Genomic DNA, 18,454 nt, shown 5'->3' on the forward strand with positions numbered 1-18,454 from the left:
TGCTGGTTCACAAGAAGTACAGGCGGTTGAGGGAGACCGAATCGGCGGCTTCGGAGCGCAGCGGTTCCCCGTCGAGGGAGACGAGGCCGCTGCGCGCGTCCACATCGACCGCGCCCACCCGGGAGTTCAGCAGGAGGTTCCCGGGGCCGATCCCGCGGGTGCCGCGGACGGCGACGCGGCGCCGGCGGGTGGGCATCTCGTCGCTGCCGAGGGCCGCCGCGGCGGCCGAGACGAAGGCGACGGAGATGTCGGCGGCGGTGGCGCCGTAGGAGCCGAACTGCGGTCCGAGGACCAGCGGTTCGCAGGTGTCGGTGGCAGCGTTGGGGTCGCCGGTGACCCCGTACGCCGGGAAGCCGGACTTGAGGACCAGCTGCGGCTTGGCGCCGAAGAACTGCGGGCGCCACAGCACGATGTCGGCGAGCTTGCCGACCTCGATGGAGCCGATCTCGTGGGCCAGGCCGTGGGCGATGGCGGGGTTGATGGTCAGCTTGGCCATGTAGCGCAGGACGCGGGCGTTGTCGTCGCCCTCGCCGTCGCCTTCGAGCGGGCCCAGCTCGCCCTTCATCTTGGCGGCCATGGCGAAGGTGCGGCGGATGGTCTCGCCGGCCCGGCCCATGCCCTGGGCGTCGGATGAGGTGATGCCGATCGCGCCCAGGTCGTGCAGCACGTCCTCGGCGCCCATCGTCCCGGCGCGGATCCGGTCGCGGGCCATGGCCGCGTCGCCGGGGAGGTCCGGCTTGAGGTCGTGGACGGAGACGATCATGCCGTAGTGCTCGGCGACGGCGTCCCGGCCGAAGGGCAGGGTCGGGTTGGTGGAGGAGCCGATGACGTTCGGCACGCCGGCCATCTTGAGCACGTTGGGAACGTGCCCGCCGCCGCAGCCCTCGATGTGGAAGGCGTGGATGGTGCGGCCGTCCAGGACGCGCAGGGTGTCCTCGACGGAGAGGCACTCGTTGAGGCCGTCGCTGTGCAGGGCGACCTGTACGTCGTGCTCCTCGGCCACCCGCAGCGCGGTGTCCAGGGCGCGGGTGTGCGCGCCCATGTCCTCGTGGACCTTGAAGCCGGACGCGCCGCCCTCGGCCAGGGCCTCGACCAGCGGGGCGGCGTCGGAGGAGGAGCCGCGGGCGAGGAAGCCGATGTTGACCGGCCAGGCGTCGAAGGCGTTGAACGCGTGCTTCAGCGCCCACGGGGAGTTGACCCCGACGCCCCAGACGGGGCCGAACTCCTGGCCGATGACCGTGGTGACGCCCGCGGCGAGCGAGGCCTCCATGATGCGCGGGGAGAGCAGGTGGACGTGGGTGTCCACGGCGCCCGCGGTGGCGATCAGGCCCTCACCGGAGACGATCGAGGTGCCCGTGCCGACCACCACGTCGACGCCGTCGAGGGTATCGGGGTTGCCGGCCCGGCCGATCGCGTGGATGCGGCCCTCCCGGATGCCGATGGACACCTTGCGGATCCCGACGACGGCGTCGATGACCAGCACGTTGCTGATGACGACGTCGCAGGTCTCGCGGACGGCGGCGGCCTTCAGGTGCAGGCCGTCGCGTGCGGTCTTGCCGAAGCCGGCCAGGAACTCGTCGCCGGGCTTCTGGGCGTCGTACTCGACCCGGACGGTCAGCCCGGAGTCGCCGAGGCGGACCCGGTCCCCGGCGCGGGGGCCGAAGACGGAGGCGTACTCGTGCGGGTCGATGTGCCGGCTGCCGGGAGCGCAGTGGTCGCTGTGGGGGGTCTGGCGGCTCATGCCGGGTTCCCTTCGGTACGCGGAAGGTCGTTGCCGGTGCCGAGGTAGCCGCAGGCCGCCGCGCGGCGCAGGGCTTCGTCCTTCGCGCCGGGGGCGTCCAGGGGGCCGTCGACCAGACCCGCGAAGCCGACGGCGATGCGGTCGCCGCCGATCGGGACCAGACCGACCTCGCCCTCGCCGTGGGGGTCGAAGCGGACCGACGAGCCCGCGGGCACGCACAGCCGCATGCCGTAGGCCGCGGCCCGGTCGAAGTCGAGGCGGGGGTTCGCCTCGAAGAAGTGGAAGTGCGAGGTGACGCTCACAGGCACGGATGCGGTGTTGCGTACGTGGAGGTGGACCTCCGGCTCCGGCTGGGGGGCGCCGGGGCCGGGCAGGACCGCGCCGGGGGCGTCCTCGCCGAGGCCCACCGCGCCCCGGATCGGGGACGAGACCACCGCCAGGCGGGAGCCGTCGTCGAAGACGGCCTCCACGTGGACCTCGGCGACCACGTCCGCGACGCCGGGCAGCACGTCGTCGGGGCCCAGTACGCCGCGGGCCTCCTCGATGGCCTCCGCCAGTCGCTTGCCGTCGCGCGCGGCCTCGCAGACGGTGTCCGCGATCAGCGCGGTGGCCTCGGGGACATTGAGCCTCAGGCCCCGGGCCCGGCGGGCCCTGGCCAGTTCCGCTGCGCTGCGCAGCAGCAGCCGGTCGCGCTCCGTAGGGGTCAGCCGCACGGCGATCCACCACCTTGTGCCTCGATGGGTTAGAGCATCACTCTAACTCTTCATTTCTTCGCAAGGAATCATTGACCTGGGACCTGGGCCTAGGTCACATTGAGTGTCGCTCAAACATTCATCGCGATTGCGCAACCACCCCCCGCCCTGCCAAGGGAGTCCCCCCATGCCCATCGAACAGCGCGGAGTCGACACCATCCCCGAAGAGGAGCGAACGAGCGGTCCCCGTGACCTGATGTCGATCCTCCTCGGCTCCAACCTCTGCCTCGGTGTGATCGTCTTCGGCTGGCTGCCCCCGTCCTTCGGGCTGGGCCTGTGGCCCTCGGTCACCGCGATCGTGACCGGCACCCTCGTCGGCATCGCCTTCACCGCGCCGCTGGCGCTGGTATCGCTGCGCACCGCGACCAACCTGTCCACTTCCAGCGGCGCCCAGTTCGGCGTCCGCGGCCGGCTCGTCGGCTCGGTGGTCGGCCTGCTGCTCTCGCTCGGCTATACCGCGCTGACCCTGTGGATCGGCGGCGACGTGATGGTCGGAGTCCTGTCCCGCCTGACCGGGCTGCCCGACACCGGCGTCTCGCGGGCCGCGATGTACGGAGTGCTCGCCGCGTGCACCGTCGTGGCGGCCGTCTTCGGCTACCGCCTGCTGCTGCGGATGAGCAAGGTCCTCTCCATCGGCATGCTGGTCCTGCTGGCGGTCGGCGTCCTCGCCTACGCCCCGGACTTCACCGCGGCCGCCCCGCCGGAGACCTCGTACCTGCTCGGCTCCTTCTGGCCGACCTGGCTGCTCGCCACCGTCGCCGCCGGGCTCAGCGGGCCCGTCGCCTTCATCACCCTGCTCGGCGACTACACCCGCTACATCTCCCCCGCCCGGCACGGCTCCCGCAAGGTGCTCCGGGCCACCGGCTTCGGCCTGCTGGCCGGGCTGCTGATACCGCAGCTGTTCGGTACCTACACCGCGCTCGCCGCCAGGGCCGGCGCCGAGTACGCCGGGCCGCTCGTCGACGCCGCGCCGTTCTGGTACCTGGTCCCGCTGCTCGTCGCCGCCGCGGCCGGTTCGGTCGGCAACGCCGGGCTGATGCTCTACTCGATGGGCCTCGACCTCGACGCCATCGTCCCGAGGGCCACGCGCACCACGGCCACGGTCATCGCCGCGGCCGTCGCCACCGCCTTCGTCTTCTTCGGCTCGTTCGAGTGGAACGTGCAGGCCGCGATGACCTCGTTCGTCCTGCTGCTGACCGCGATCGGCACCCCGTGGGCCGTCGTCACCCTCATCGGCCATGTCCGCTGTCGCGGCCGGTACGACGCCGACGCCCTCCAGGTCTTCAACCGCCGCTCCGTGGGCGGGATCTACTGGTACCGCGGCGGCTGGAACATCCTGGCCACCCTCTCCTGGGCCATCGGCGCGGGTGTCGGCCTGCTCGCCGTGACCACCCCGTTCTACGAGGGCCCCCTGCTGGCCCTGACCGGCGGTGTGGATTGCTCCTTCGTCCTCTCCGGCCTGACCGGCGGCGTGGTCTACGCGGCCCTGACCGCCCGCACCGCCCCCGCCGCGGCCGCCGAGACCGCCGGGGAGCCGGCCGCAGCCTGAGCCTCCCCCGACGTGCGAAGGCCCGCGCCCCGGATCTCCCGGGGCGCGGGCCTTCGCACGGACTCACCGCTACGCGTCCACTGCCCGCGCCAGGGCGAAGCCTCCGCCCTGCATGTCGTCGCACAGCTCACGGCAGGCGCCGAAGTGCTCGGCGAACTCGGGCTTGTCCTGCCAGCCCTTCATGGCCTCCGCGTCGCTCCACGAGGCGAAGGACACGTAGTGGCCCGGGCTGCTCAGATCACGAATCAGGCGGGCGAAGAGGAACCCTTCGTTCGCTTCCCCGGTCCATGTCAGGAAGGCTTCCCACCGGGTCTCGAACTCGTCTTCCCGGCCCTCGGAAACCTGCCAGGCCCCGGAGGCCCAGAACTTGCTCGCCTCGGACATCGCACACCACCTCGGTAGGGCCCCACTCCAGGTTAGACCCGTACCGGCCGGTCGCCCCGAGCTGCCGGCCCGGCCGGGTCAACCGTTGGCGCCTCTGCGGCGTCTCCCCGTACAGCGGCGGCCGAACAGGACAGGGCCGCCGCGAACGGCACGGGGAGGCGTCGTGGAAGAGCTCGCATACGTGGCAACGAAGATCGTCAAGGGGGTCGCCGGCCTGGCCTACGCCTTCGGTGACGCCGCGGTGGGCCTCGGCCCGGACGGTACGAACGAGGAACGCAAGAAGAAGCGCGAGGACGAGGCGGACGAGGAGCGCTGACCACGCCCCCACCACCTCGCCGGAACGCCCCGAAGGCCCCCGTGCATCGCGCGGGGGCCTTCGGGGCGTGTGGGGCGGGGGCGTCTAGCCCAGCGGGTGCATCCAGCCGTGGGTGTCGGCGCTCTGCCCGGTCTGGAGCTCCAGCAGCGCCTTGCGCAGCCGCATGGTGACCTGGCCGGGCTCGCCGTCGCCCTGGGTCCAGTTGGCGCGCTCGGACTTGACCGAGCCGACCGGGGTGATCACGGCGGCGGTGCCGCAGGCGAACACCTCGGTGAGGGTGCCGTTCTCGTTGTCCCGCTTCCAGTCCTCGGTGGTGATGCGGCCCTCCTCGGCGGTGTAGCCGAGGTCGCGGGCGATGGTGAGGAGGGAGTCGCGGGTGATGCCCGGGAGCAGCGAGCCGGTGAGCTCGGGGGTGACGATGCGGTCGCCGTACACGAAGTACAGGTTCATGCCGCCCATCTCCTCGATCCAGCGGTGCTCGACGGCGTCGAGCCAGACCACCTGGTCGCAGCCGTGCGAGGCCGCCTGGGCCTGCGCGACGAGGGAGGCCGCGTAGTTGCCGCCGGTCTTGGCCGCGCCGGTGCCGCCCTTGACCGCGCGGACATAGTCCTCGGAGAGCCAGACGGAGACGGGCTTGACGCCACCGGAGAAGTACGCGCCGGCGGGCGAGGCGATGACGATGAAGAGGAACTCGTTGGCCGGGCGGACACCCAGGCCGACCTCGGAGGCGAACATGAACGGCCGCAGGTACAGCGAGGCCTCGCCGGAGTCCGGAACCCAGGCCCGGTCCTGCTGGATGAGCGCGTCGCAGGCGGAGATGAACAGCTCGGTCGGCAGCTCCGGCATGGCCATGCGGCGGGCGGAGGACTGGAAGCGCTCGGCGTTGGCCTGCGGACGGAAGGTGGCGACCGTGCCGTCGGGCTGCTTGTAGGCCTTGAGGCCCTCGAAGATCGTCTGCGCGTAGTGCAGGGTCATGTTCGCCGGGTCGATCGACAGCGGGGCGTACGGGACCAGCTCGGCGTCGTGCCAGCCGCGGCCCTCGGTCCACTTGATCGTCACCATGTGGTCGGTGAAGTGGCGGCCGAAGCCGGGGCTGGCCAGGATCGCCTCGCGCTCCGCGTCGGACAGCGGGGTCGAGGAGGGCTTGAGCTCGATCGTGGGCGTCGTCATGAGTGCTTGTCCTTCACCGTTGTGTATGGCGGACCGCGCTCATGCGTACCAGGACGTCCGAGCTTCCCCGTGATCCGCGGCCTCGCGTTCGATTATCGCGCGCGCGGGGGCTTCGGTGAAACGGGGTGATTGCGGCCCAGGGGAGATGGTGGCACCCGGGGCCGCACAGGAAAAGCCGCCGGGTCCCTGTTCGCGACCCGGCGGCTTCCTGAGGTGAGCTGCCGGGTCAGCCGGCTACTCGGGCGGCGAGGGCGTCGCCGATGGCGTCGGTGGAGCGGAAGGTGCCGTCGCGCTCGGCCAGGTCGGCGGAGACCGCGTCCTCGATGCGGACGGCCTGGGCCTCGTAGCCGAGGTGGCGCAGCAGGAGGGCGACGGAGAGGATCGTCGCGGTCGGGTCGGCCTTGCCGGTACCGGCGATGTCCGGGGCCGAGCCGTGGACGGGCTCGAACATGGACGGGAAGGCGCCGGTCGGGTTGATGTTCCCGGAGGCGGCCAGGCCGATTCCGCCGGTCACGGCGGCGGCCAGGTCGGTGAGGATGTCACCGAAGAGGTTGTCCGTGACGATGACGTCGAAGCGCTCGGGCTGGGTGACGAAGAAGATCGTCGCGGCGTCGACGTGCAGGTAGTCGGTGGTGACCTCGGGGTACTCCTGGCCGACCTTGTCGAAGATGTTCTTCCACATGTGGCCCGCGTACACGAGGACGTTGTTCTTGTGGACCAGCGTCAGCTTCTTGCGGGGGCGGGCGTTGGCCCGCTCGTACGCGTCACGCACGACGCGCTCGACGCCGTACGCGGTGTTGATGCTGACCTCGGTGGCCACCTCGGCCGGGGTACCGGTGCGCAGGCTGCCGCCGTTGCCGGTGTACGGGCCTTCGGTGCCCTCGCGGACCACGACGAAGTCGATCTCCGGACGGCCGGCCAGCGGGGTGGCCGTGTTCGGGAAGAGCTTCGACGGGCGCAGGTTGATGAAGTGGTCGAAGGCGAAGCGGAGCTTCAGCAGCAGACCGCGCTCCAGCACGCCGGACGGGACCGAGGGGTCGCCGATGGCGCCCAGCAGGATCGCGTCGTGGTGCTTGAGGGATTCGAGCTCCGCGTCGGGGAGGGTGTCACCGGTGCGGTGCCAGCGCTGGGCGCCGAGGTCGTATTCCTTGGTCTCCAGCTTCACATCCAGGGGCAGGACCGCGGTAAGGACCTTGAGGCCCTGAGCCACGACTTCCTGGCCGATGCCATCACCGGGGATCACTGCGAGATTGATGCTGGTCGACATGGTGGAACCGTACTCCTTGTCCCACCCCTCAGACATATTGCGTCCAGGATGTGGACCTGTGTCATCCGGACGCAATATGCCCGCCGGGGTCAGTGACCGGTCGAGCCGCCGTTGTCGCGGCGGTCGAGGGCGCGCTGGAGGGCTGCGGCGGCGTTCTTGCGGTCGGCGTCGGCGCTGGAGGCGTGGCGGACGCGGCGGACTGCGGTGGTGGGCGTCATGGTGATCGACTCCTTGAGATCACGGCGTGGCGGGGCCACGGATGAGGGGTTCCTTCAAGGCGCCGGAAGAGGCGGGGAGCGGTGCGCCGCAGGGGTTGCCTGCCAAGGGGCGCGCGCTCTCGACCGCCATTCGCTGGATCAGCGAGACGTTCGGCTCCTACAAAGCTAGGGCAGCTCCCGCTGTATGTCTCCGCAATTACTCGGACTTCCTACTATCTGAGACGCGGAACCCCCCGGAAGGGCCTGCTCCGAGGCTCCGTTTCAGAGCGATACCGAGCGAAGTTCCCTGATCAGAGCCCTTACCGCGAGAGTCGAGGCAGATTCCGGTGTGGTGACGTATCCCACGCGTCTCACCGGCCGCTCCGGCCCCAGTCCGGTGATCTCCACGGTCTCGGCCGCCTCCCGGAGGGACAGCTCGGGCATGATCGCCATGCCGAGCCCGCGGCCGACCATGGTCAGCACCATCGCGTCGTCCTCCGCCTTGACGGTCGCCCGCGGGATCCAGTCCTGCGCCAGCCACCAGGCGCGCGTGTAGGAGCCGCAGTTCTCGTCCCAGTCCAGCAGGGGCAGCTTCCTCGGGTCGGGGTGCCCGGCCGGATGGACCAGGGCGTACGCCTCCTCCAGGAGCACCCCGCTCAGCAGGCCGGGCGCCGCGTCCTGCGGGACGCCCAGGGTCGCGATGCCGAGGTCCGCCCGGCCGGCGGCCACCTCCCCGGCGGTGCCGGCGCCGAGCTCGCGCACCACCCGGACCTCGGGCCGGATGCCGGGGTGCCGGGCGGTGAGCCGCTCCAGCGCGGGCGGCAGCAGGTGCAGGGCCGCGCTGCGGAACGCGGCGATGCGCAGCACCCCCTCCACCGCCGCCGGCCCGGCCGCGGCCCGCCCGGCGGCGCGGGCCTCCGCGCCGAGGACCTCGTACAGCCGCAGGATCCGCCGGGCGTGGGAGACCGCCCGCTCCCCCGCCGGGGTGGGCGAGGCGCCGCCGCGGCCGCGCTCGAAGAGGACCGCGCCGATCTTGGCTTCGCTGCCGCGGACCGCGTGCGATACGGCCGACTGGGTGATCCCGAGGGCCGCGCCCGCGGCGGAGAAGCCGCCGGACTCGGCGACGGCCACCAGGATGCGCAGTTCCTGCGGAGCAAGCTCGGTCACGGTGGCCCCCACCTCGTTCCATGAGCCGCGCTCATGGGTCTGCGGCTTCCATGAGCCCAACCCTCTGACCGGCCGGGTGATTCCTTCCTAGTGTCGCCGCCATGACCACGCAGACCGGCCACGCCGTCCACCAGATCGCCCGCCCGACCGGCTTCCCCGCCGCCTCCGACTTCGCCTACGTCGAGGTCCCCGTCCCCTCCCCCGCTCCCGGCACCGCCCTTGTGGAGAACCTGCTGCTGTCCGTGGACCCGTACCACCGCGGAATGATGGACGGCGGCGAGGGCGGCTTCGAGCTGGGCACCCCCCTCGAAGGGCGGTCGGTGGGCCGGGTGCTCGCCTCCCGCGACCCGGGACTCGCCGAGGGCGACCTCGTCTTCCACCGCGCGGGATGGCGCACGCACGCGCTGGTCACCCTCGGCACGGACGGCACCCGCAAGCTGAAGGGGTACGAGGGCGTCCCGCTGGAGGCGTACCTCTCCATCCTCGGAGGCACCGGCCTTACCGCGTACGCCGCCCTGACCCGGACCGCGGCGCTGCGCGAGGGCGAGGACCTGTTCGTGTCCGCCGCCGCGGGCGGGGTCGGCACGGCGACCGGCCACATCGCCCGGCTGCTCGGCGCCCGCCGCGTCATCGGCAGTGCGGGCTCGCCGGCGAAGGTCCGCCACCTCACCGAGCGGCTCGGCTTCGACGCGGCCTTCGACTACCACGACGGGCCGGTCGGCGAGCAGCTCGCGAAGGCGGCCCCGGAGGGCATCGACGTCTACGTGGACAACGTCGGAGGCGACCACCTGGAGGGCGCGATCGACGTACTGCGCGAGTACGGGCGGATCGCCTGGGTCGGCGGGATCTCGATGTACAACGGCGACCGCTCCCCCGCCGCGCCCCGCAACCTCTTCGAGGTCGTACACAAGTCGCTCCGCCTGGAAGGGGTATTGGTTCGAAATCACACCAATTTGCAGGACGAGCTGGAGGATTTCCTCGTCCCCCATCTGCGCAGTGGCTGCATCGGCACCGACACCACCGTTGTGCAGGGGTTCGATCACACGGTGGAGGCCTTCCAGGGCGTACTCCGAGGGGACAACCTGGGCAAGATGCTCGTCCGTCTCACGGGCTGATCCCGGCCACCCCGAAGTTCACTGAACTCTTACTGCACGGATGTAGACCTTTGGCGACCGTCCCGCCACCCTTGCCGTCGATGTGCCAGCGGGGCACTTGAGTTGGAGGCGAGCAGCCAGTGACACCGATCAGCCGCAGGGGTTTCGTGGGAATCGGCGCCGGACTGGTGGCGGGGGCGGCCCTGCCCGGGATCGCGCCGTCGACGGCCGCCGCGGCAGCGGCCACCGGCACGATCACCGACGTGAAGCACGTGGTGATCCTGATGCAGGAGAACCGCAGCTTCGACCACTACTTCGGCAGGCTCAAGGGTGTCCGCGGCTTCGGCGACCGCGCCGCCGGCAACATCCCGGGCGGCTGGGGCACCTTCAACCAGCCGAACTGGGGCGGCCGCCAGTACCCCTGGAAGCTGAGCGCCACCCCGCCCGCGGGCGGGGCCGACAGCGAGACCCTCGCCCAGTGCACCGGCGACCTCCCGCACAGCTGGACCTCGCAGCACGCGGCCTGGAGCCAGGGCCGCATGGACAACTTCGTCACCGGCGTCGGCAACACCCGCACCCTCGGCTACCTGGACCGCGGGGACATCCCCTTCCACTACGGGCTCGCCGACAACTACACGATCTGCGACGCGTACTTCTGCTCCGCCCTCAGCGCGACCGGCCCGAACCGCACCTTCCTGTGGAGCGGCAAGATCGACGCGGGCAGCAAGGACGGCGGCGAGGAGTCGGGGCTGACCTGGGAGTCGTACGCGGAGGCCCTCCAGCGGGCCGGCATGAGCTGGAAGGTGTACCAGAACGCCCAGGACAACTACGGCGACAACGGTCTGGCCTACTTCAAGAAGTTCACGGACGCGGCCCCCGGCAACCCCCTGTGGGACCGGGGCATGGCCTCCGTCCCCAGGATCACCGGCTCCACCCCGGACGACATCGCGGCCGCCATCCGGGCGGACGTGATCGCCGGGACCCTGCCGCAGGTCTCCTGGGTCGTGGCGAGCGAGGCCTTCTCCGAGCACCCCTACGCCCCGCCCGGCGACGGCGCGCACTTCGTGGACCTGGTCTACCGGGCGCTCGCCGCGAACCCGGAGGTCTTCGACTCCACCGTCCTGTTCCTCAACTACGACGAGAACGACGGCTTCTTCGACCACGTCCCGCCGCCCGTCGCCCCGCCCGGCACCCCCGGCGAGTACATCGACGGCGTCCCGATCGGGCTCGGCTTCCGCGTCCCGATGATCGTGATGTCCCCGTGGACCCGCGGCGGCTGGGTGAGCTCGGAGGTCTTCGACCACACCTCGGTCCTGCGGTTCATGGAGAAGTGGACGGCCGCGCTCGGCACTCCGGCCGAGTGTCCGAACATCAGCGCCTGGCGCCGCAAGGTGACCGGCGACCTGACCGGCGTCTTCGACTTCGCGCACCCGGTCTACGGGGTCCCCGCGGGCCTGCCGTCCACCGCGAAGGTCATCGGCCAGTCGACCTGCGCCCCGCTCCCCAACCCGGCGCCGCAGGACAACGCGCTCCCGGCCCAGGAACCCGGCACGCGCCCGGCGCGGGCCCTCCCCTACCAGGTGAACGGCAACCTGGACCGCTTCGAGTTCGGGCCCGCCGGCAAGATCCTGGCCTGGTTCTCGATGACCAACCAGGGCGCGCAGGCCAAGCGGGCCGCGCACTTCTCGATCCACCCGCACCAGCACCGGGACACGGCGGCCTGGCAGTACACGGTGGACCCGAACAGCACCTCGACGGACTACTTCAGCATCGGCCTGGGCGCCGGTTCCGGCAAGTACGACATCTCGATGTACGGCCCGAACCGCTTCCTGCGGCGCTTCCTCGGCGACGCCACGAAGGCGGGCAAGGACCTGGAGGTCGCGGCCCGCTTCGCGGTCGAGCCGGGCACGGGCAAGACGGCCGTCTACTTCAAGATGACCAACTCCTCGGCGTCACCGGTCACCTTCACGATCCGCTCGAACGCCTACCGCAAGGACGGCCCGTGGACCTACACGGTCCCGGCGAACTCCTCGCGGGAGGACTTCTTCAACGCGGTGGCGTACAGCAAGGGCTGGTACGACTTCACGATCCTCGCCGACGCCGACGGCACCTGGTCGCGCCGCTACACCGGCCACATAGAGACGGGCGCGCCGAGCATCTCGGGCTCGTAGCCCCCGCGGCCGCCTACAGCACGTCCCCGTCCCGCCAGTCGAAGTCGAGCCGCCCGGCGAGGTCCAGCCGGCCCCCGCCGGGCGGCAGCCACACGTAGGTCGACCCCTCCTCCTCGGGGAGCCGTACGGGCCCCTCGGGCGAGAGCGCCCCGATCCGCCCGCCCCACGCCAGCCAACCGCGCCCGCGGTACAGCGCGGCCCCTGCCTCGGACGCCGAGAGCGCCCCGAGCACGTACGCCCCGGCGATGATCCGCTCCAGCCCGCCCATGACCCGCCCGCCGAGCCCCCGCCGCCGGTGGTCCGCCCGTACCGCGACGGCCTCGACGTACCCGGTCCGCAGGGCCCGCCCCCCGTGCAGGACCCGCCGCTGCACGACGCTGCCGTGCGCGACGAGTTCGCCGCCCTCGCGCACCAGCAGGTGCATCCCTCCGAGCGCGTGCTCGAAGTCCTCCTCGCCGAAGTCCCCGTCGAAGGCCGCGCCGAGCAGCCCCCGGATCTCCGCCAGTGCGCCGGAGCCCAACTGCGAGGTGTGCACGAGCTCTGTCCGTGTATCGGTCATGGAACCAGTGTCCTCCCGCCACCGAACGGCCTGCACGTTCCTGGCCGTCCCCCGGACCGCCCGGCACACTCGCCTCATGTCGCCTGATACCCAGCAATGGACCCCCACCCACGGCCAGCCGTACCGCGGCGTCGCCTACCGGCCCGAGCGGATGCCGAGCGCGGAATCGCTCGCGCGTGCGGCCGAGTTGCGCGTGCGGATGGACGAGCGGCGGACCGTGCGCAGCTTCTCCGCCGACCCGGTGCCCGAGCAGGTCGTCCGGGACGCCGTCGCGTGCGCCGCGACCGCGCCGTCCGGGGCGCACCAGCAGCCGTGGACGTTCGTCCTGGTCAAGGACCCGGACGTCCGGCAGCGGATCCGCGCCGCCGCCGAACAGGAGGAGCAGTTGTCGTACGACGGCCGGCTCGGCGACGAGTGGCTCGCCGCGCTGCGCCCCATCGGCACGGACGCCGTGAAGACCCACCTCACGGACGCCCCGGCCCTGCTCGTGGTCTTCCAGCAGCGCCACTGGCTCGGCCCGGACGGCACGAAGCGCAAGCACTACTACGTCGACGAGTCGGTCGGCATCGCGGTGGGCATGCTGCTGTCCGCCCTCCACCAGTCCGGGCTCGCGGCGCTGATCCACACCCCGAGCCCGATGCGCTTCCTCTCGCACGTCCTGAACCGCCCGGCCAACGAGAAGGCCTTCGCGGTCATCCCGATCGGCTACCCCGCCGACGACTGCGAGGTCCCGGACCTCCGGCGCAAGTCCCTCGACCAGGTCCTGGTCGAGGTCTAGGGGGTGTCTGGCGGATCAGGGCCGGGCCCGGCCGTGATCCGCCAGACACCCCTTAGGGGGCCGGTTCGGCGGGCGGCGTCTCCTCGGCGGGCCGCCCGCCGAGCGCCCCGGCCAGCCGCATCCCGATCCGCACCCGGTCCTCGGGCGAGCACGCGTCCATCGCCGCCCGGACCTGCCGCAGGATCAGCCAGTCCCGCACCACCTTGGCCACCCCGAGCACGGCGGCCGTCACCAGCGCCGCGGTCAGCACCGGGCATCCCCGCACGGTCCCCGCCGTACGGTGAGGGAGGCGCCGCCCAGCGAGATCCTCCCCGGGGGATCCGCCCGGCCGTCGCCGGCCTCGGGGGACGTGCGCGGCACCGGTTCGGCGAGCCCGCTGCGGCGCAGCCGGCTCTCCAGCTCCGGGGCATCCATCGCACAGCACCATTCGATGACCAGGCTCCGCCGGCCGTGGTGGTAGGTGTTGGCCCAGCCGTGCGCCGTACCGGCCGCGTTGACCAGCAGCGGCCTGCGCAGAACCCGGCTGAGCAGGGCTCCGCCGCTGTCCGGGACCCAGCGGCGCTCCTCCGCCTCCTCCGCCGGGTGCACGCCGTGCCGGTGGCTGCGCCACAGCTGGGTCAGCCCGTCACCGTGGCCGGGGAGCCGCGGAGCCCAGTCCGCCCGCGGATGCACCAGGCGGACGAGCGCCTCGCCCCGGGCACGGGTAAGCACCCACTCGCCGCCCTGGGGGCTCAGTCGCAGGCCGGGCACACCGCGGAGGCCTCCGTAGTGTTCGTCGAGCCTCGGCAGCACCGCGGCCACCACTGCGTCCGCCGTGGCCGGGTGCAGGCCGAGCACCAGGCCGGACCGGGTGGGCCGGGCGTGGGTGAAACCGAGGACGGCGCCGTCCACCTGCTCGTGGCGCAGCCGGTCGGCCAGTTCGAGCACCAGTTGCGATTCGAAGGTCCGCTGCTCCGCGCCGACGGCATCGGGCACCGGTTGTTGCCGGGTGATCAGGCCGGCCGCGGCCCACTTCAGGCAGGTGTGGTGCGCGAGGCCCGTGGCCTCGCGGCAGAGGGTCGCCACGCGGTGGCGGTTGTCTGTGCGCCTGGACATACGTCTCCCCGGGCGCCGTCCCGGCACGGGCGCGTAGAGGTGTCGTAATGCCTGGCTGTGCCCACCCCGCACGGGAACTCGCAAGAGCCCTGAGCTCCCTCGGGTTGCCGGGCCCGAGTGCATGGAGCGTGTCGCCGTACACGACAACTACGGCCAGGCTAGCACCGGTTGCCCCGCCGGGAAATGGAAACCGCCCCCGCTCCGGACTTGGGGGTACCGGAGCGGGGGCGGGGTTCTGCGGGGCCGGGGAGGTCAGCCCATGTGGGGGTACGAGTAGTCCGTCGGCGCGACCAGGGTCTCCTTGATGGAGCGGGTCGAGGTCCAGCGCTGCAGGTTCGTCGCGGCGCCGGCCTTGTCGTTGGTGCCCGAGGCACGGCCGCCGCCGAAGGGCTGCTGGCCGACGACGGCGCCGGTCGACTTGTCGTTGATGTAGAAGTTGCCCGCCGCGAAGCGGAGCTTCTCCATCGCGTCCGCGGCCGCGTAGCGGTCGGCGGCGATGATCGAGCCGGTCAGGGCGTACGCCGAGACGGACTCCATCTGCGCGAGCATGGCGTCGAAATCGGCGTCCTCGTAGACGTGCACGGCGAGGATCGGGCCGAAGTACTCGGTCGTGAAGACCTCGTTCTCCGGGTCGGTGCACGCGATGACGGTCGGGCGGACGAAGAAGCCCTTCGAGTCGTCGTACGTGCCGCCCGCGACGATCTCGCAGGTCGGGTCGGCGATGGCGCGGTCGATCGCGGCCTTGTTCTTGGCGAACGAGCGCTCGTCGATGACGGCGCCGATGAAGTTCGACAGGTCGCGGACGTCACCCATGGCGATGCCGTCGACCTCGGCCGCGAAGGCCTCCTTGAAGCCGTCGTTCCAGATCGAGGCCGGGACGTAGGCGCGCGAGGACGCCGAGCACTTCTGGCCCTGGAACTCGAAGGAGCCGCGGGTCAGCGCGGTCTTCAGGATCGCGCGGTCCGCGGACGGGTGCGCGACGACGAAGTCCTTGCCGCCGGTCTCGCCGACCAGGCGAGGGTAGGACTTGTACTTCTCGATGTTGTTGCCGACCGTCTTCCACAGGTACTGGAAGGTCTTGGTCGAGCCGGTGAAGTGGATGCCGGCGAGCTCCGGGTGCTCCAGGGCCACCTCGGAGACGGCGATGCCGTCGCCGGTCACCAGGTTGATGACGCCCTTCGGGAGACCGGCCTCCTCCAGCAGCTCCATGAGGAGGACCGCGGAGTGGGTCTGCGTCGGGGACGGCTTCCACAGGACCACGTTGCCCATCAGGGCGGGGGCGGTCGGCAGGTTGCCCGCGATGGCCGTGAAGTTGAACGGCGTGATCGCGTACACGAAGCCTTCGAGCGGGCGGTGGTCGCTGCGGTTCCACACGCCGGCGGAGTTCGCGACCGGCTGCTCGGCCAGGATCTGGCGGGCGAAGTGGACGTTGAAGCGCCAGAAGTCGACGAGCTCGCACGGGGTGTCGATCTCGGCCTGCTGCGCGGTCTTCGACTGGCCCAGCATGGTCGAAGCGGCCAGCTTCTCGCGCCACGGGCCGGACAGCAGCTCGGCGGCGCGCAGGATGATCGCGGCGCGGTCGTCGAAGGACATCGCGCGCCAGGCCGGGGCGGCGGCCAGGGCGGCGTCGATGGCCTCCTGGGCATCGGCCTGCGTGGCGTTGGCGTAGGTGCCGAGGACCGACGCGCGGTCGTGCGGCTGCACCACGTCGAAGCGCTCGCCGGCGCCCATCCGCTTGACGCCGTTGATCGTCATCGGGAGGTCGATCGGGTTCTCGGACAGCTGCTTGAGCTGCGCTTCGAGGCGTGCGCGCTCCGGGGTGCCGGGGGCGTACGAGTGGACCGGCTCGTTGACCGGAGCGGGGACCTGGGTCACAGCGTCCATGAGGTGATAACTCCTTGACCTAGTTCTTGGTGATCATCGAGCGGAGGAAGAAGAGCAGGTTGGCCGGCTTCTCCGCGAGGCGGCGCATGAAGTAGCCGTACCAGTCGGTCCCGTACGCGGTGTAGACGCGCATCCGGTGTCCTTCGGCTGCCAGGCGCAGGTGCTCCTCGCTGCGGATGCCGTACAGCATCTGGAACTCGTACTCGTCCAGCTTGCGCCCTGCCGTGCGGGCGAGCTCCTGGCCGATGGCGATGAGGCGCGGGTCGTGCGACCCGATCATCGGGTAGCCCTCGCCCTCCATCAGGATCTTCAGGATGCGGACGTAGGCCTTGTCGATCTCCGCCTTGTCCTGGTACGCGACCTCGGCGGGCTCCTTGTAGGCGCCCTTCACGATCCGGACGCGGCTGCCGGCGGCGGCCAGGCGCCGGGCATCGGCCTCGGTGCGGAAGAGGTACGCCTGGATCACGCAGCCGGTCTGCGGGAAGTCCCGGCGCAGCTCCTCGTGGATGGCGAACATCGAGTCGAGGGTGGTGTGGTCCTCGGCGTCCAGGGTGACGGTGGTGCCGATGGCCGCGGCGGCCTCGACGACCGGGCGGACGTTGGCGAGCGCCAGCTCGTGCCCGCCCTCCAGCGCCTGGCCGAACATCGACAGCTTGACCGACATCTCGACCGTCTCGCCGAGGCCGAGGACGCTCAGGCGGTCGACCAGCTCCAGGTAGGCGTCACGGGCGGCGTAGGACTGCTCCACCGTGGTGATGTCCTCGCCGACGACGTCGAGGGTGACCTCCAGCCCGTTGGCCGTGAGCTCCTCGACGATCGGGATGACCTGGTCGACCGTCTCACCGGGGATGAACCGGTTCACCACGGGCTTGGTCACCGGGGCGGCAGAGACGATTCGGCGCATCTTGTCGCTGCGCGAAGCGGCGAGGATCGCGGGACCCAGCACGGGCACCTCCAACGGGTGGCAGAAGCAGACGTACGGCTACCACCGGTGCGGCGGAGACCATAGGGAAAACGCAAGTAAAACCACCGTGAAACCTAAGGATCTCCACGATCCTCTGCCATCGACAGCTGTCACGCATCCGTGTCCCGGATCTCATACATCTGTCTGAAGACCGGGTGCGACAGTGGGAGAATGTCCGGGTGAAGGGCGATTACCAGGACCTGGTGGACGAGATCTCGGCGCTGCTCGGCGCCCCGGCGACCCTGGAGAACCGGGACTTCCGCCTCATCGCCTTCGGCGCCCACGACAGCGACGACGACCTCGCCATGGACCCGGTCCGCACCCGCTCGATCCTCACCCGGCAGTCCACGGCCGCCGTGCGCGCCTGGTTCGAGGCCTTCGGCATCACCCGCGCCACCGGGCCGGTACGGATCCCCGCGGCGCCGGACGCCGGGGTCTTCCGGGGGCGGATCTGCCTGCCGGTACGGCACCGCGGGATCGTGCAGGGCTACGTGTGGCTGCTGGACCAGGAGTCCGGCCCCGGGACGGGACCCGGCCCGGCCGCGCTGGACGCGGCGATGGAGGTGGCGCAGCGGATCGGGGTCCTGCTCGCGGAGGAGGCCCGGGCGGGCGCCGACCTCTCGCGCGAGTTCCGGGCGGTCCTGACCGCGGGGCGCGGCTGGCAGCGGGACATGGCGGTGGCCGCGCTGCGGGTGGCACTGGGGCCGGGAGCCGACGGGCTGCACGCGGCCGTCTGCGTGGCGCCGTGGTCCGGGGAGGCTCCGGCGTCGGTACCGGGCGCGGCCGCGGTGTGCCTCGTACCGAAGCCCGGCGGCGGGGACGGCGACGGGGACGCCGCCCCCGGCGAGCAGGCGCTGGCGGTGCTGGTGCGGCTGCGCTCGGCGGACGCTCTGGCTCCGGCGCTGACGGCGGTGTCCCGGCTGCTGCCGCGGGCCGCGGGGGGCACGGGCGCGAGCGCCGGGGTCTCCGACCTCGTGCGGGCCCTGGCGGAACTGCCCGGCGCCTGGCAGCAGGCCGTCGCCGCGGCGCGGGCCGGGGCCGCGCAGCCGCGGTTCGGCCCCGTCGCGCAATGGTCGGCGATCGGCCCGTACCGGATGCTGGCGGCCGTCGCCGCGGACCCGGTGGACGACCCGGCGACGCGCACGCTGCTCGGCCCGGGCAACCGGGAACTCGCCCGTACCGCCGAGGTGTTCCTCGACTGCGCCGGCCAGGCGGGCCGCGCGGCGGCGGCCCTGGGCATCCACCGGCAGACCTTGTACTACCGCCTGTCCCGGGTGGAGCAGCTGACTGGGCTCGACCTGGACGAGGGCGAGGACCGGCTGCTGCTCCACATGGCCCTCAAAGCCGCCCGCCTCACCTAGACCGT

At 71.8% G+C, this 18,454-nt stretch carries 18 protein-coding genes; 6 read left to right on the plus strand and 12 right to left on the minus strand.

The window, feature by feature from the left end:
- Positions 1–7 precede the first annotated feature (7 nt).
- The gene (locus AB0M99_RS06540) at positions 8–1,741 is read right to left on the minus strand and encodes an urease subunit alpha (RefSeq protein ID WP_365917531.1); all 1,734 of its coding nucleotides are present in this window, start codon (positions 1,739–1,741) and stop codon (positions 8–10) included.
- The gene (gene ureA, locus AB0M99_RS06545; RefSeq protein ID WP_365917532.1) at positions 1,738–2,454 is read right to left on the minus strand and encodes an urease subunit gamma; all 717 of its coding nucleotides are present in this window, start codon (positions 2,452–2,454) and stop codon (positions 1,738–1,740) included. The genes AB0M99_RS06540 and ureA overlap by 4 nt, the downstream gene beginning before the upstream one ends.
- A gap of 166 nt (positions 2,455–2,620) precedes the next feature.
- Here ureA and AB0M99_RS06550 point away from each other — a divergent pair, with 166 nt between their 5' ends.
- The gene (locus tag AB0M99_RS06550; RefSeq protein WP_365917533.1) at positions 2,621–4,042 is read left to right on the plus strand and encodes a cytosine permease; all 1,422 of its coding nucleotides are present in this window, start codon (positions 2,621–2,623) and stop codon (positions 4,040–4,042) included.
- A 69-nt stretch (positions 4,043–4,111) separates the two neighbouring features.
- Here the strand turns inward: AB0M99_RS06550 and AB0M99_RS06555 are convergent, their stop codons facing one another.
- Positions 4,112–4,426: an antibiotic biosynthesis monooxygenase family protein gene (locus AB0M99_RS06555; RefSeq protein WP_365917534.1), complete on the minus strand. Its 315-nt coding sequence runs from the start codon at positions 4,424–4,426 to the stop codon at positions 4,112–4,114.
- Positions 4,427–4,589: 163 nt separating this feature from the next.
- On the opposite strand from AB0M99_RS06555, the gene AB0M99_RS06560 reads away from it, so the two are divergent.
- Positions 4,590–4,742, plus strand: a complete 153-nt coding sequence (locus tag AB0M99_RS06560; protein ID WP_365917535.1) for a hypothetical protein — start codon at positions 4,590–4,592, stop codon at positions 4,740–4,742.
- 84 nt (positions 4,743–4,826) lie between these two features.
- On the opposite strand, the gene AB0M99_RS06565 is transcribed toward AB0M99_RS06560, so the two are convergent.
- The 4 genes from AB0M99_RS06565 to AB0M99_RS06580 all read right to left on the minus strand — a co-directional run bounded on the left by AB0M99_RS06565 (position 4,827) and on the right by AB0M99_RS06580 (position 8,543).
- Complete coding sequence (locus tag AB0M99_RS06565) at positions 4,827–5,912, minus strand: branched-chain amino acid aminotransferase (protein WP_365917536.1); 1,086 nt, start codon at positions 5,910–5,912, stop codon at positions 4,827–4,829.
- A 226-nt stretch (positions 5,913–6,138) separates the two neighbouring features.
- Positions 6,139–7,179, minus strand: coding sequence for a 3-isopropylmalate dehydrogenase (locus tag AB0M99_RS06570; protein WP_365917537.1), 1,041 nt, complete (start codon positions 7,177–7,179; stop codon positions 6,139–6,141).
- A gap of 89 nt (positions 7,180–7,268) precedes the next feature.
- Positions 7,269–7,397, minus strand: a complete 129-nt coding sequence (locus AB0M99_RS06575) for a hypothetical protein (protein WP_365917538.1) — start codon at positions 7,395–7,397, stop codon at positions 7,269–7,271.
- 261 nt (positions 7,398–7,658) lie between these two features.
- On the minus strand, positions 7,659–8,543 hold the full coding sequence (locus tag AB0M99_RS06580) for a LysR family transcriptional regulator (RefSeq protein WP_365917539.1): 885 nt from the start codon (positions 8,541–8,543) through the stop codon (positions 7,659–7,661).
- 101 nt (positions 8,544–8,644) lie between these two features.
- Between AB0M99_RS06580 and AB0M99_RS06585 the strand changes: the two genes are divergently transcribed.
- Together AB0M99_RS06585 and AB0M99_RS06590 are read left to right on the plus strand one after the other, a co-directional pair.
- Positions 8,645–9,658, plus strand: a complete 1,014-nt coding sequence (locus AB0M99_RS06585; RefSeq protein WP_365917540.1) for an NADP-dependent oxidoreductase — start codon at positions 8,645–8,647, stop codon at positions 9,656–9,658.
- Between the two features lie 119 nt (positions 9,659–9,777).
- Positions 9,778–11,808: a phosphocholine-specific phospholipase C gene (locus tag AB0M99_RS06590; protein WP_365917541.1), complete on the plus strand. Its 2,031-nt coding sequence runs from the start codon at positions 9,778–9,780 to the stop codon at positions 11,806–11,808.
- 13 nt (positions 11,809–11,821) lie between these two features.
- On the opposite strand, the gene AB0M99_RS06595 is transcribed toward AB0M99_RS06590, so the two are convergent.
- Positions 11,822–12,367 carry a GNAT family N-acetyltransferase gene (locus AB0M99_RS06595; protein ID WP_365917542.1) on the minus strand — a complete coding sequence of 182 codons (546 nt, stop codon included), beginning with the start codon at positions 12,365–12,367 and terminating at the stop codon, positions 11,822–11,824.
- Between the two features lie 76 nt (positions 12,368–12,443).
- Here AB0M99_RS06595 and AB0M99_RS06600 point away from each other — a divergent pair, with 76 nt between their 5' ends.
- The gene (locus tag AB0M99_RS06600; protein WP_365917543.1) at positions 12,444–13,145 is read left to right on the plus strand and encodes a nitroreductase family protein; all 702 of its coding nucleotides are present in this window, start codon (positions 12,444–12,446) and stop codon (positions 13,143–13,145) included.
- 52 nt (positions 13,146–13,197) lie between these two features.
- Here the strand turns inward: AB0M99_RS06600 and AB0M99_RS06605 are convergent, their stop codons facing one another.
- The 4 genes from AB0M99_RS06605 to AB0M99_RS06620 all read right to left on the minus strand — a co-directional run bounded on the left by AB0M99_RS06605 (position 13,198) and on the right by AB0M99_RS06620 (position 17,070).
- The gene (locus tag AB0M99_RS06605; RefSeq protein WP_365917544.1) at positions 13,198–13,395 is read right to left on the minus strand and encodes a hypothetical protein; all 198 of its coding nucleotides are present in this window, start codon (positions 13,393–13,395) and stop codon (positions 13,198–13,200) included.
- Entirely contained in the window at positions 13,389–14,240 is an 852-nt protein-coding gene (locus AB0M99_RS06610) for a hypothetical protein (RefSeq protein WP_365917545.1), read from the minus strand. The genes AB0M99_RS06605 and AB0M99_RS06610 overlap by 7 nt, the downstream gene beginning before the upstream one ends.
- A 252-nt stretch (positions 14,241–14,492) precedes the next feature.
- On the minus strand, positions 14,493–16,124 hold the full coding sequence (pruA, locus tag AB0M99_RS06615) for an L-glutamate gamma-semialdehyde dehydrogenase (RefSeq protein WP_365917546.1): 1,632 nt from the start codon (positions 16,122–16,124) through the stop codon (positions 14,493–14,495).
- 19 nt (positions 16,125–16,143) lie between these two features.
- The gene (locus AB0M99_RS06620; protein WP_365917547.1) at positions 16,144–17,070 is read right to left on the minus strand and encodes a proline dehydrogenase family protein; all 927 of its coding nucleotides are present in this window, start codon (positions 17,068–17,070) and stop codon (positions 16,144–16,146) included.
- A 197-nt stretch (positions 17,071–17,267) separates the two neighbouring features.
- On the opposite strand from AB0M99_RS06620, the gene AB0M99_RS06625 reads away from it, so the two are divergent.
- Positions 17,268–18,449 (plus strand): helix-turn-helix domain-containing protein, encoded by a 1,182-nt coding sequence (locus tag AB0M99_RS06625; protein ID WP_365917548.1) that lies wholly within the window; start codon positions 17,268–17,270, stop codon positions 18,447–18,449.
- Positions 18,450–18,454: the final 5 nt, after the last annotated feature.

The organism is Streptomyces sp. NPDC051183 (assembly GCF_040682455.1).
Classification (GTDB): domain Bacteria; phylum Actinomycetota; class Actinomycetes; order Streptomycetales; family Streptomycetaceae; genus Streptomyces.